The organism is Megasphaera sp. SW808 (genome assembly GCF_012027795.1).
GTDB classification, from domain to species: domain Bacteria; phylum Bacillota; class Negativicutes; order Veillonellales; family Megasphaeraceae; genus Megasphaera; species Megasphaera stantonii.
The window spans coordinates 118,940-131,383 of the sequence record NZ_SJOT01000002.1 but is presented as its reverse complement, the minus strand read 5'-3'; the positions used below and the strand labels follow the sequence as shown (position 1 = coordinate 131,383).

Genomic DNA, 12,444 nt, shown 5'->3' with positions numbered 1-12,444 from the left:
AAGCGTCTGTGCCGTATAGTACAGCAGAGGAGAGGAGGGGTGAAGGATGGATACAGCGCAGGCCCGGCGTTGGTGCCGCCAGCAGAAATACGACCAGGCAGCGGCTATGTATGCCCGGCAAATTGCCGCAATGGATGCATGGGGGCCGTGGGACTATTACTACTACGCCTACAGCCTGAGCAAACTGAGAGAGTATGCCGAAGGACGGGAGATTTCCCGCCGGTGCATCATAGCCTTTCCCGGCTTCACACAAATCCGGGATGTATACGGCTGGTGCCTGTATCATCTGTACGTGCGTCCTTTTATACCCGGACAGTCTGACGAAGACGATTTCCGACGGGCCGTTGAGGCCATCGTCAAGTATACCGAGCAAACGGCTCAATCCCCTTATGAACGGGCCGTCTGGAAGATGATCGACGTGCTGCGCCGGCAGAAAAAAGCTACCGCTGAAGAGATAGACTCCTGGCTGACTCTCCTTAATCCTAACAGGTTGTCTTTGCAGCCGCAGGAGTACGTCAAAGACGGCGAATGGCTGAGCGGCGCGTCGTACCGCGAGCGGTGGTATGCTCTGAAGAGCGGCGTATTGGTCAAGAAGGGGGAATATGACGCCTGCATTGCTGTCTGTGAAGAGGGGCTGCGTATTTTTACGGACTTTCACTATGACAATGATATCTGGTTCAAATATCGCATCGCCCTATGCCGCCTTCGCCTCGGCGACATAGGCGGTGCGGAAAGAGAGTTTTCCGCCCTTTTGCAGTATAAGCAGCATTGGATTATATACCGCGGGCTGTTTTACGCAGGGCAGGCGCAGAAAAGCCTGCGGAAGATGAAAACATACGGCGCAGCAGCCCTGCTCCTGCCGGGAGATATGGCCGATAAAGTTCAGTTCCTCGCTGAATTTGCCGATTCCCTGGCGGGGCAGGAGGACTTGCGGACGGAGCGGGCACGGCACTATGCCTTGGCTCTGCGCATCCGGCTGGAAAAAGGCTGGTTCGTTCCGGAGGCTCTGCGCAGGCAGGCCGCGACGTATGAAGGGCAGGTTCCCCGTAAGGCGGAGTTGCTTCGTTCGCTGCAGGCATTCTGGATACGGTGCCGGCACGACGGGGAAGAAGAAAAGCAGGGCTTTATCTCGGCCGTTTTGCCGGGGGGACGGGCCGGGTTTATCAAGGAATACGGCGGGCCGTCCTATTATTTTAAACGTGACGCCCTCCTGGGGCTGGACGCCGAGGCGGGGACGTACGTCACCTTTTTCGTCGAAGTCGGCCGGGACCGCTTCGGCGGCAGGGCATCGCGGCGGGCCGTCGACATCCGGAAAAAAGAAAGCCTGTTCTGACGATGAATTTTTCGCATATACTTTCTCGTTTTGTATGGCGACGCAGCCTGTTTTGGTATATAATTTTGGTATACCATATGGAAAGGTGAAAGCACAACATGATTTTATCAGGCAAGGAAATCGTAAAGCATTTGGGTAAGGAAATTATCATTACGCCCTTTCATCCCAAACGGGTTAATCCGAACAGCTATAATTTATCGTTATATAATCAGCTGATGGTATATGATGACTACGAACTGGACATGGCCAAGCCCAATCCAGCCTCGATTATCGACATTCCCGAAGACGGCTACGTCTTGCAGCCGAATAAGCTGTATCTGGGACGGACGAACGAGTATACGAAGACCGACGGCTATATTCCCATGCTGGAAGGCCGCTCGTCTGTCGGCCGTCTGGGCGTGTTCATCCACGTGACGGCAGGCTTCGGCGACGTCGGCTTTGCCGGCTACTGGACGCTGGAAATCTTCTGCGTCCAGCCGATCCGAATTTATCCCAACGTGGAAATCTGCCAGATTTACTACCACGACATCGACGGCGAGTACGATACATATCAGCACGGCAAATACCAGAACAATTCAGGCATTCAGCCGAGCATGCTGTGGAAGGATTTCCAGAAGAAATAATATAAGCAAAGGATATAAAGCATGTCTGCGCGCAGATATGCTTTTTTGCGAAAGGAGAAAGGCTATGAAAGAAATTGCATTGCAGGATATTCAGGGATTTCGCATCGGCAGCGCCCAGGATGAGCAGGGCGGCACGGGCTGTACTGTCCTCATATTTCCTGACGGCGCGCCCTGCGGCGTCGATATTCGCGGCGGCGGGCCGGCCAGCCGGGAGTCGGAGCTCCTCAATCCGACGGCGGCAGCGGAGAGAATTCATGCCGTACTGTTAAGCGGCGGCAGCGCCTTCGGTTTGAACGCCGCCGGCGGGGTCATGCAGTATTTGGAAGAAAAGGGCATCGGCTTTCCGACGGGCATCTGCAATGTGCCTCTCGTCGTAGCGTCGTGCATTTTTGACCTGGGATGCGGAGACAACGTCCGTCCCGATGCGGCTATGGGCTATGCGGCCTGCGTCGCATCGGAAAAACATGTGATTCAGGAAGGCAATTACGGCGCAGGAACCGGCGCGACAGTGGGCAAGCTCTGCGGCCCTAAAGGCATGATGAAGTCTGGCCTCGGCGTATACGCCGTCCAGGTCGGCGAGCTGAAGGTCGGCGCTGTCGTCGTCGTCAACGCCGTCGGCGACGTATTGGATGAACATAATAAAATCATCGCCGGCATGCTGAACGACGACGGCACGGGATTTGCCGATACGCGCCGCGTCATGCTGGAAGAATACGGCATGCACGATACGCTCTTTTCCCTGCGGGCGGCGGCCGGTACGACCAATACGACGATCGGCGCCGTCGTTACGAACGGCAAGTTCGATAAAAGTCACATGAAAAAAATCGCCGCTTTGGCCAGTAACGGCTTTGTGCGGACGATCCGGCCGGTCAACACGACAGCTGACGGCGATTCCTTGTACGCCCTGAGCGTCGGCGACGTAGAAGCCGATGTCAGCACGACGGGGACGATTGCCGCTTACGTCGTAGAACAAGCCGTACGCCGCGCCGTATTGACGGCGGAACAGGCATACGGCGTTCCGGCGGCTAAAAGCTTAACTACCTATTAATAAAAAACGGATTTACCATGCAGGCGTCTGATTCGCCAGGCTGCAGGTAAATCCGTTTTTGCGTTTTATATGAGTTTGATTAATACGACGCCGGCAATCATCGTCGCTACGCCGCATATGCCCAGAGGACGTATGCGCAGGCCGAAGAAGCGGGCGTCTACAGTCGTCGTCAGAATCAGGCCCAGGGCGCCGAACATGGCGTAGGCGATGCTCAAATCCATGATGCGGATGAGATGAGCCAGGCAGAAGAATGACAAGACGACGAAGGAGAGAGCGGCTATGCCGTACCGCTTTTGCGTAAATCCATTCGACTTTTTCAGACAAATATTGGCGCACAGGTCTAACCCGACGGCGCCGACGAGGAGCAGTATGCCCAAAAGATTAACTGTCATGAGAAGCAGCCTCCTTTTCCGGCAGGGACGTGCCCAGTTTAATCATGGCGAGTCCTGATAAAATGACAAAAAATCCTAATAGTTTCAGCGGCGGCATGGGTTCGTGAAATACGGACCAGGCAATGCATACTGTGCCGACGAGGCCGACGCCTTCCCATACGGCATAAGCCAGGCTGATGGGGATGCGGACGACGGCTTTACTGAGGACGAAATAAGACAATAACATACAAGAAATCATCGTAATATAGCCTTCGGAACCGCCCTGCATGGTAAAGTATTTCATCGACGACGTGCCCGTCAGCTCCAGCATAATCGCTAAAAACAACATAAACCAACAATATGCTGCAGTGTGCTTCATAGATAAAACATCCTTTCTGTTATCCTGTTGCCTTTTCTAGTTCCATTGGCTATACTAAGTATAAAGTATGGTGCAGCACCATAGTCAAGAGGTGAGTTTTATGTCAAAAAAATACCTGAAAACAGGAGAATTTGCCAGCTTGTGCGGCGTGACAAAGGATACGCTGTTTCACTATGACGACATCGGCCTGCTCAAACCGGCCCGGGTCGGCGAGAACGGCTATCGTCTCTACGGCCTGTATCAGCTGGATACGTTCGATTTAATCAGCGTGCTCAAAGAAGTAGGGCTGACCTTACATGAAATCAAAGCGTATATTGAACGGCGGAATACGACGGAGTTTTTGCAGATGCTCAAAGAGCAGGACAAAGCCCTTGCGGCGGAAATTGAACGATTGAAACGCTTGCGGCGTATTTTAAAAAATACCATAGAGACTACGAAACAGTCCCTGCATGTTCCTATCGACACTATTCAGTTTGTAGAAAAAGAGGAAGAATACTTTATCATTACGGACGGCCAGCGGAAGCAGGATGAAAAGTCCGTCGTAGAGGCAATCAGCGAACACTTCAAATACTGCAACGCCCACCGTACGTACAACACCTTTACAATCGGCGAAATCATCGGGGAACAAGCGATTGCAGATCAGACCTATTACACGCAGTATTATTGCTCTAAAATCGACAAGCCCGTCCGAAGCAGGCACTGCCACGTCAAGCCGGCCGGCTTGTACGCCGTCAAATACATACAGGACTCGTATGACATGCTGCCCGAAGCGTATCGGCAGTTTGTCAACGAGGTGCAAGCCCTGGGATACAGGCTGTGCGGCAAGATATATGAAGAGGATATGCTCAATTATTTGACGGAAAAAGACGACGAAAACTATTTGCTGCGAATTGAAGGGCAGGTAGAGCCTGTGACCTGAGCGATGTATACGAAGAAAGCTATTGACTTTTGCAGACAAAAAAAAGAAAGCATGAGGACGACGATGCGTATCTCATGCTTTCTTATATTGGTGACCCAGTAGAGATTCGAACTCTAGACCCACAGCTTAGAAGGCTGTTGCTCTATCCAGCTGAGCTACTGAGTCATAACGAAAATGGAGCGGGTGATGGGAATCGAACCCACGTAACCAGCTTGGAAGGCTGGCGCTCTACCATTGAGCTACACCCGCATGCTGCGATATGGTCGGAGCAGCAGGATTTGAACCTGCGACCCCCTGGTCCCAAGCCAGGTGCGCTACCAAACTGCGCTATGCCCCGCCAACGAAAAATATTATATCGTGAATGAGTAGATTTGTCAAATTATTTTTTCACAAAGACGAGAACTATCATGTCAGGTACTAGCTGTTATAAAATCATAGCCCGGCGAGGTTGAGCTCGTCGGGCTGTATATTACGTGATGAACGAGACGGTATGACGCAGCGCTCGGCAGTACTGCGGCGGGCGTTTCTTGTACTGTTTATAAAATGCGTTCCGGCGCGCGACTGGAGAGAATCTTAAATGCCAGCGGAGAAATTTTCAGGATCTCCCTGTCTTCCGGCGCTAGCTTGGTACGGATTGCTTCGTCGTGCCCGTTTAAAAGCTTCGCAGCCCAGTTCGGGTCGATTAGGGCGGAACCGCCGACGGCGGCGATGTCCGAGTGTTCGAGGGCCTGCTGTACGTCGCTGCGGGTCTGGATGTTGCCGACGGAAATGATGGGCAGCCGGCCGCGGACGGTTTCGTCAATATGCGCGAGAATCGGCTTGCCGCAGTATTCCGGCTCGGCGGCCGTGCTGGTAATATGGCTTTGGGAAATATGCAGGTAATCCAGCTTCAAAGAGGCGAGCTTGTCTACGAGGTACAGCGTATCGCCGAGGGCAATGCCCGGCGTCCATTGCTCGCGCGGAGACAGGCGATAGCCAACGATAAAATCTTTGGCTCCCATTTCTCGGACTGCGTCTAAGACGGCGTCGGCGACGGCCAGGGGAAAGGCGGCGCGGTTTTCCAGCGAGCCGCCCCAGCAGTCGGTCCGATTGTTGGAATGGGGAGAGAAAAACTGATGGATGAGATAGTTATTGGCCCCGTGGATTTCTACGCCGTCAAAGCCGGCTTTCATCGCGCGGACGGCGGCGCCTTTGAAATTTGCAATGACTTCGGCGATTTCTGCATCAGTCAAGGGACGGGGCGTACGGTATCCTTTCAAGGGCGCGGCGACGTCGCCGGCCGATACTAAATCATAGCCGAAAATAGCGTCTTCTTCAGCCATGCGGCCGGCGTGGAAGATCTGCATGATCGCCTTAGTGCCGTTTCGTTTGATTGCAGAAGCCATCTTGGACAGGCCGGGAATAAACGAATCGTCGTAAATGGCTTCTTCGCCGAGCCAGCCGCGGCCGTTCGGCTGGATGTAGGAGCAGCCTGTAATGTACATCCCCACCTCGCCTGTACGGGAGGCGTAATAGTCGACTTCCTGCGGCGTGACATAGCCGTGGGGGTCGCTGAGGCAGACTGTAAGCGGAGCAATGGCCAAACGGTTTTTCAGCACAACGCCGTTGGGCAGCGTCAGTGTATCGTGGAATGAACGCATCGTATCACCTCTCTATACCATATAAGTTGATTAAAAAAGTATAAATTTATAGGGCCATTATATCATGAAACGGAGACGATGCAAATAGTATCGATACAGTTCGTCATAAAAGGCACCGTCATTGTCATAGTGAAATCAGAAGCAATCAATGATACAATAAGAAGAACACCGAATCTTGTTGTCGTCGGCGAAGGAGGCATAGCTGTACGGTATGGAACAGAATAAACGCAGGGGAGCGGCGCCCGACTGCATTCAGATACGGGGCGCGCGAGTCCATAATTTAAAAAATCTCGATATAGACATCCCTTTGGGGAAGTTGGTAGCCATAGCCGGCGTATCCGGCTCAGGGAAATCGTCGTTGGCCTTGGGCGTATTGTATGCCGAAGGGTCGCGGCGGTATTTGGAAGCCTTGTCAGCCTATACGAGGCGGCGCATGACCCAGGCGGCGGAAGCGAAGATCGACAGCATTGAAAACGTGCCGGCGGCCTTAGCACTTCATCAGCGGCCGGCCGTGCCGGGTATCCGCAGTACCTTCGGCACGGCGACGGAACTGCTGAACAGCCTGCGGCTGTTGTTTTCCCGTCTCGGCAGTCATCGTTGTCCCAACGGCCACTATTTAGAGCCGTCGGCTGCCGTGGCTATGGGGAAAAGGCTCGTTTGTCCTGTATGCGGCGTTGCATTTGACGGTCCAGCGGCGGAGGATTTTTCTTTCAACAGCGGCGGAGCCTGCAGGACCTGCGGTGGCACGGGTATCGTGCGGACTGTCGACGAGGCGTCGCTGGTTCCCGACGAATCCTTGTCCATCGACGAGGGAGCTGTCGCGCCGTGGAATTCTCTCATGTGGTCCCTTATGACCGACGTATGCCGGGCTATGGGCGTCCGTACAGACGTGCCCTTTTCGGAACTGACCGATAGGGAACGGGACATCGTCTTTCACGGCCCGGCAGTTAAAAAGCACATCTTTTATAAGGCGAAGAGCAGCAACCAGGCCGGCGAACTGGACTTTACCTATTACAATGCCGTGTATACCGTAGAAAATGCATTGGCGAAGGTCAAGGACGACAAGGGTATGAAGCGCGTAGAAAAATTTTTAAAGCAGGACGTCTGCCCCGACTGCGGCGGCACCCGCCTTAGCGAGCGGGCCCGGTCGACGCGCCTCTGCGGATTGGATTTGGGTGAGGCCTCGGCGATGACGCTGGATGTCCTTATCCCGTGGGTCCAGGCCGTACCGGCGGCTATGCCCGAATCGCTGCGAGACATGGCTGACAGTATAGCGGCTCAATTTCTCCATACGGCGAAGCGCCTTGTGGAATTAGGTCTGGGATACTTGTCTATCGACCGGGCCGGCGCGACGTTGTCTACCGGCGAGCGTCAGCGCGTCCAGCTGGCCCGGGCTGTTCGGAACCGTACGACAGGCGTGCTGTACGTGCTGGACGAGCCGTCTATCGGTCTTCATCCGGCTAACGTCGACGGCCTTCTGGGGATGCTGGGCGATCTGACTGCACATGGAAACTCCGTCGTCCTCGTAGACCACGACCTGCAGGTCCTGAAAGCGGCGGACTGGCTCATAGAAATGGGCCCTGGAGCCGGAGCGCACGGCGGCCGCCTCGTCTGCGCCGGTACGGTGCAGGACGTAGCTCTGAATCCGTCGTCGCGCATCGGGCCCTTTCTTGCAGGGAGCGGCTCGCCAGTTGTGCGCCGGCGGGCTGATAAAGAAACGATGTTTGATCATGGAACGATACGCATGGTTTCCGGGCCGATTCACACGGTTCAGCCGTTAGACGTCGCGCTGCCCAAAGGAAGGCTAGTCGCTGTGACCGGCGTGTCCGGATCGGGCAAGACGACGCTGATTTTGGAAAGCCTGATACCGGCGCTACAGCGTCAGGCCGACGGGCAGCCTCTGCCAGGACATGTCCTGGCCATAGAAGGCGGCGGCATACGAAGGGTCCACCTGATCGATGCCGCGCCGATCGGCGCAAATGTCCGCTCGACAGTAGCGACGTACAGCAACGTCCTGGACGACCTGCGCCGGGTCTATGCGGCCCTGCCGGCAGCGAAGGAAAAGGGCTATGGCATGAAGGACTTTTCTTACAATACGGGCTCGCTGCGCTGCCCGGCCTGCGACGGCACGGGACAGATTACGATGGACGTGCAGTTTTTGCCCGACGTGGCTGTGACTTGCCCGGCCTGCGGCGGCTCGCGTTACGGCAAAGAAGCCGCAGCCATTAGACGTCCGGCAAAGGACGGCGGCCAAGGGCTGTCTCTGCCGGAATTGATTGCACTGACAGTGGAACAGGCTTTGGAAGCCGTAAAGAACGTGAAAAAAGTCCGCGACCGCTTGCAGACATTAGTGGATTTAGGACTAGGGTACTTGACCCTCGGCGAAGCGACGCCGGCCTTATCGGGCGGTGAAGCCCAGCGGCTGAAGCTGGCCGCCGAAATCGGCAGGGGACAGGACGAGGCGCTCTTTGTCTTTGACGAGCCGACGATTGGCTTGCATCCCTTGGACGTGCGCAGCCTCATTGCGATTTTTCAGCGCCTCATCGACCAGGGAGCGACAGTAATCGTCATCGAACACGACCTGGACATGATTGCCAACGCCGACTATATCATCGACATGGGTCCCGGCGGCGGTGCGCAGGGCGGCCGCATTGTAGCGGCAGGGACGCCAGGAGACATCGCGGCGGCTCCGCAGAGCGCGACTGGACGATATCTTCGCCCTTTGCTATAATCAGAGCGGCGAATGGTAAGCCGATGAAGTTATAGATATGAAATTGGAAAGGAGCATGACGGCATGGCCGAATATATTATGCTGCAGGGGACGAGTTCCCATGTCGGCAAGAGCGTATTAGCCGCGGCACTATGCCGCATTTTTCTGCAGGAAGGAAAGAGCGTCGTCCCTTTTAAGGCGCAAAACATGGCGCTGAACTCCTATGTGACGGCTGACGGCCGGGAAATGGGCCGGGCCCAGGTGGCGCAGGCCGAAGCGGCAGGATTGGAGCCGGCTGTCGATATGAATCCTGTCCTGCTCAAGCCTACGGGAAACTCCTGCTCCCAGGTTATCATCGACGGCCTGTCCGTAGGCAATATGTCCGCTAAGGAATACCATAATGGATATGCCTTGGAGGCCTTTTCGGCAGTACAGAACGCCTTGTCGCGCCTGACAAAGGCCTATGACACTCTGGTCATCGAAGGGGCCGGCAGTCCGGCGGAAGTAAATTTGAAACCATACGATATCGTAAATATGCGCGTAGCTAAATATCTGCATGCGCCGGTCCTTCTCGTAGCCGACGTCGACCGGGGCGGTTCGCTGGCAGCCTTGGTAGGTACGCTCGCATTATTGGAGGAAGACGAACGGGATTTGGTCAAGGGGCTCATCGTCAATAAATTCCGCGGCGACGTATCCTTATTTGCCCCGGCCGTAGACTTTTTGGAGAAGAAGACCGGCAAACCCGTCTTAGGCGTCATTCCCTATATAGAAAATTTAAACATTGACGACGAAGACTCGGTGTCATTGGAGGATAAGCCAGCAGATAGACAGGAAGGCGATCTGGATATTGCCGTAATCCGCCTGCCGAAGATTTCCAACTTTACCGATTTTGACAGTCTTCAAGGCGAAGGGGACGTATCTCTGCGCTATGTCCGCGAGGCGGCCGATCTGGGCCGTCCCGACGTCGTCATCCTCCCGGGAAGCAAGAATACCATTGAGGATATGGCCTGGCTGCAAGACAGCGGCATGGCGTCATCCCTTTACCAGGTGCTGTCAGCAGGCGCGCCCGTCGTCGGCATCTGCGGCGGATATCAGATGCTGGGTCGGTATATTTATGACCCGGAGCATACGGAGTCGTCGACGGAAGGCATAGGAGGATTGGATTTGCTACCCATAGAAACGACCTTTACAGCCGGAAAGACCTTGGCCCAGGTCAAAGGCGAATGCTGCGGCCTGCCGTTTTTAGGGCAGGTGCTGTCGGCGGAAGGGCTGGAAGGCTATGAAATCCATATGGGCCATACGGCTGATACCGAAGCAGGGCTGCTTCACCCCATCGTTGTGACGGAGCGGTCTCAGCAGGCCTGCCATGTCGTGCACGGCACGGCGCGACGCGACGGCTTGGTTTGGGGGACGTATATGCATGGTATATTTGACAACGACGCCTTCCGCCGGGATTTCCTCAACTGCCTGCGGCGGCAGAAGGGACTGCAGCCCTTAGCGGTGCGGCGGAATTTCCGGGCGGAAAAGCAGAAGAGCTACGACCGGCTGGCTGCCGTCGTCCGCGCGCATTTAGACATGGATACGCTGCGGCGCATCATGGCTGGGAGGGACTGATCATGGCGGTTATCTGGGCGCTGCTGTTCGACACGCTGTTAGGCGACCCGCGCGTCAAAATACATCCTGTGGCGCTGATAGGGTCGCTTATTGCTTGGCTGGAACGGATATTTTACCGTTCGGCAGCAGGAAAAAAGGAGCAGTTCCTTGCCGGCATGGTCTTGTCTATCATTGTTCTGCTGGCCGTATATGATATCGTTTACGCTGTCATGCTGGGGATATCGTATATAGACAATGCCTATGTATCCTATGCGGCCGAAGGATTTATCTTGTTCTGGACGATTTGCCCCCGCAGCCTGGCCCAGGCGGCCAACGAAATCCGTCATTATTTGCTTCATCACCGCCTGCGCATCGCCCGGGCGAAGGTGGGCTGGATTGTCGGCAGGGATACGGAGAAACTGAGCGAGGGCGAGGTCGTGCGGGCGACGGTCGAAACGGTAGCGGAAAATACGATTGACGGTATTTTGTCGCCGCTGTTCTTTTTTGCCCTCGGCGGCGCGCCCCTAGCGGCATGTTACAGAGCGGCGAATACCCTCGATTCGATGATTGGCTACAAGAATGACAAATACTTGTATTTCGGCCGGTTTGCTGCCCGGCTGGACGACGTGCTCAATTACATACCAGCCCGCATCGGCGCATTGCTGTACATCCTGATGGCCGCGTTGCTGCGCTATGACTGGAAGGGAGCGTGGCGCATCGTACGGCGCGACGCGTCCAAGCACCCCAGTCCGAACGGGGGCTATGCAGAAGCTGCCGTAGCCGGCGCGTTAGGCATTCGGCTGGGCGGATATAATTCCTATTTCGGCAAGGTTTCCTTCCGGGCCTATATGGGCGATCCCAGGCACGAGCTGGGGCCCGGCCATATTCGTCAGGCCGTCCATCTCATGTATGCCGTTGCGTTGTCTGCGGCGGCGCTGACGGCGTGGTGCTGCTGGCAGGTGGCGTGATGGAATTGATCGTGCGCGTTCCCGGTTCGTGCGGCGAGCTGGCGCAGGGCTACGCCAATGGAGAACCTTTTCTTATTACCTGCCCTATCGACCGCTGCGCCGAGGCCGTTGTCAAAGACGACGGCCTCAGATGTATTGCCGCCGGGGAAAAATCGCGGGCCGCTTTGGCAAAAACGCTGCAGTATCTGGGCGTCAGTCAATTTCCGTTCAGCCTGTATGTGACGTCGGAGCTGCCGGCAGGGAAGGGGATGGCGTCGAGCAGTGCCGACATAGGGGCCGTTGTTGTAGCTGCGGCAACAGCTTGCGGACGGTCGATAACGGAACAGGAAATCGCCTCCATCGCCGCGTCTATCGAGCCGACAGACGGCGTATTCTGCCGCGGCATCGTGGCAATCAATTATCAAACCGGCAACATACTTCATTCTTTTGGCGTCATGCCGGCCCTGGCTATTGCTATGTTCGATTTGGGTGGGACCGTCGATACGCTGGCCTTTCATGAACAGTACGATGAAGCCGCCAGGATGTACAGCATTGACGCGGAGCAGATACTGCCGCTGCTGACGCCGCCATATACGGCGGAAAAGCTGGGCGCTGCCGCAACGCACAGCGCCCTGGCCCATCAGCGCGTCGTCTGTAAGCCGCAGCTGCCGGCGCTGCTGGAACTAGGGAAGGCATTCGGAGCTGTCGGTGTGAATATCGGTCACAGCGGCACGGTTTGCGGGTTGCTGTTTCCAGAACATTGCTCTTTACAATGGCTTGACGACTGCATGGGACCATACGCAGCGGAACGGCTGGCGGCGGACTATATGGGCGCGGCTTCGTTAAGCGGCGGCGGATGGACTATCGAGAGGAGATGAGGG

The 12,444-nt window shown here is 55.7% G+C and carries 11 protein-coding genes and 3 tRNA genes; 8 read left to right on the top strand and 6 right to left on the bottom strand.

The genetic code is table 11. The annotated features are described in order from the left end of the window. Positions 1 to 46 precede the first annotated feature (46 nt). From E0L13_RS01440 to E0L13_RS01430, 3 genes are all read left to right on the top strand, one after another. Positions 47 to 1,333, top strand: a complete 1,287-nt coding sequence (locus E0L13_RS01440; protein ID WP_168059764.1) for a tetratricopeptide repeat protein — start codon at positions 47 to 49, stop codon at positions 1,331 to 1,333. 98 nt (positions 1,334 to 1,431) lie between these two features. Continuing rightward, a complete protein-coding gene (gene dcd, locus E0L13_RS01435) occupies positions 1,432 to 1,956 on the top strand; it encodes a dCTP deaminase (RefSeq protein WP_168059762.1) in 525 nt (174 codons plus the stop codon). Between the two features lie 64 nt (positions 1,957 to 2,020). Beyond that, entirely contained in the window at positions 2,021 to 3,004 is a 984-nt protein-coding gene (locus E0L13_RS01430; RefSeq protein WP_168059760.1) for a P1 family peptidase, read from the top strand. A gap of 65 nt (positions 3,005 to 3,069) precedes the next feature. Here the strand turns inward: E0L13_RS01430 and E0L13_RS01425 are convergent, their stop codons facing one another. Then, the gene (locus E0L13_RS01425) at positions 3,070 to 3,396 is read right to left on the bottom strand and encodes an SMR family transporter (RefSeq protein WP_087477351.1); all 327 of its coding nucleotides are present in this window, start codon (positions 3,394 to 3,396) and stop codon (positions 3,070 to 3,072) included. Beyond that, positions 3,386 to 3,754, bottom strand: a complete 369-nt coding sequence (locus E0L13_RS01420) for a multidrug efflux SMR transporter (RefSeq protein ID WP_198947357.1) — start codon at positions 3,752 to 3,754, stop codon at positions 3,386 to 3,388. Before E0L13_RS01420 ends, E0L13_RS01425 begins: the two co-directional genes overlap by 11 nt. A 100-nt stretch (positions 3,755 to 3,854) precedes the next feature. On the opposite strand from E0L13_RS01420, the gene E0L13_RS01415 reads away from it, so the two are divergent. After that, on the top strand, positions 3,855 to 4,673 hold the full coding sequence (locus E0L13_RS01415; RefSeq protein WP_154877741.1) for a MerR family transcriptional regulator: 819 nt from the start codon (positions 3,855 to 3,857) through the stop codon (positions 4,671 to 4,673). An 88-nt stretch (positions 4,674 to 4,761) separates the two neighbouring features. Here E0L13_RS01415 and E0L13_RS01410 read toward each other — a convergent pair. From E0L13_RS01410 to E0L13_RS01395, 4 genes are all read right to left on the bottom strand, one after another. Then, positions 4,762 to 4,838, bottom strand: a tRNA-Arg gene (locus E0L13_RS01410). A gap of 10 nt (positions 4,839 to 4,848) precedes the next feature. Next, a tRNA-Gly gene (locus E0L13_RS01405) sits at positions 4,849 to 4,922 on the bottom strand. An 11-nt stretch (positions 4,923 to 4,933) separates the two neighbouring features. Further along, positions 4,934 to 5,010, bottom strand: a tRNA-Pro gene (locus tag E0L13_RS01400). Positions 5,011 to 5,209: 199 nt separating this feature from the next. After that, the gene (locus tag E0L13_RS01395; protein ID WP_168059758.1) at positions 5,210 to 6,313 is read right to left on the bottom strand and encodes an NADH-dependent flavin oxidoreductase; all 1,104 of its coding nucleotides are present in this window, start codon (positions 6,311 to 6,313) and stop codon (positions 5,210 to 5,212) included. 211 nt (positions 6,314 to 6,524) lie between these two features. Between E0L13_RS01395 and E0L13_RS01390 the strand changes: the two genes are divergently transcribed. The 4 genes from E0L13_RS01390 (at position 6,525) to E0L13_RS01375 (ending at position 12,441) form a co-directional block, all read left to right on the top strand. Next, positions 6,525 to 9,044: an excinuclease ABC subunit UvrA gene (locus E0L13_RS01390; protein ID WP_168059756.1), complete on the top strand. Its 2,520-nt coding sequence runs from the start codon at positions 6,525 to 6,527 to the stop codon at positions 9,042 to 9,044. Positions 9,045 to 9,107: 63 nt separating this feature from the next. After that, positions 9,108 to 10,637, top strand: a complete 1,530-nt coding sequence (locus E0L13_RS01385) for a cobyric acid synthase (protein WP_168059754.1) — start codon at positions 9,108 to 9,110, stop codon at positions 10,635 to 10,637. Positions 10,638 to 10,639: 2 nt separating this feature from the next. Continuing rightward, a complete protein-coding gene (gene cbiB / locus E0L13_RS01380) occupies positions 10,640 to 11,584 on the top strand; it encodes an adenosylcobinamide-phosphate synthase CbiB (protein ID WP_168059752.1) in 945 nt (314 codons plus the stop codon). Next, on the top strand, positions 11,584 to 12,441 hold the full coding sequence (locus tag E0L13_RS01375; RefSeq protein ID WP_168059750.1) for a GHMP kinase: 858 nt from the start codon (positions 11,584 to 11,586) through the stop codon (positions 12,439 to 12,441). The genes cbiB and E0L13_RS01375 overlap by 1 nt, the downstream gene beginning before the upstream one ends. Positions 12,442 to 12,444: the final 3 nt, after the last annotated feature.

Bases quoted from the DNA above. Each gene is read 5' to 3' on its own strand.
- E0L13_RS01440 (WP_168059764.1), top strand. From the start codon at position 47: ATGGATACAGCGCAGGCCCGGCGTTGGTGCCGCCAGCAGAAATACGAC.
- E0L13_RS01385 (WP_168059754.1), top strand. From the start codon at position 9,108: ATGGCCGAATATATTATGCTGCAGGGGACGAGTTCCCATGTCGGCAAG.
- cbiB (WP_168059752.1), top strand. From the start codon at position 10,640: ATGGCGGTTATCTGGGCGCTGCTGTTCGACACGCTGTTAGGCGACCCG.
- E0L13_RS01375 (WP_168059750.1), top strand. From the start codon at position 11,584: ATGGAATTGATCGTGCGCGTTCCCGGTTCGTGCGGCGAGCTGGCGCAG.
- E0L13_RS01430 (WP_168059760.1), top strand. From the start codon at position 2,021: ATGAAAGAAATTGCATTGCAGGATATTCAGGGATTTCGCATCGGCAGC.
- E0L13_RS01395 (WP_168059758.1), bottom strand. From the start codon at position 6,313: ATGCGTTCATTCCACGATACACTGACGCTGCCCAACGGCGTTGTGCTG.
- dcd (WP_168059762.1), top strand. From the start codon at position 1,432: ATGATTTTATCAGGCAAGGAAATCGTAAAGCATTTGGGTAAGGAAATT.
- E0L13_RS01390 (WP_168059756.1), top strand. From the start codon at position 6,525: ATGGAACAGAATAAACGCAGGGGAGCGGCGCCCGACTGCATTCAGATA.
- E0L13_RS01425 (WP_087477351.1), bottom strand. From the start codon at position 3,396: ATGACAGTTAATCTTTTGGGCATACTGCTCCTCGTCGGCGCCGTCGGG.
- E0L13_RS01415 (WP_154877741.1), top strand. From the start codon at position 3,855: ATGTCAAAAAAATACCTGAAAACAGGAGAATTTGCCAGCTTGTGCGGC.
- E0L13_RS01420 (WP_198947357.1), bottom strand. From the start codon at position 3,754: ATGAAGCACACTGCAGCATATTGTTGGTTTATGTTGTTTTTAGCGATT.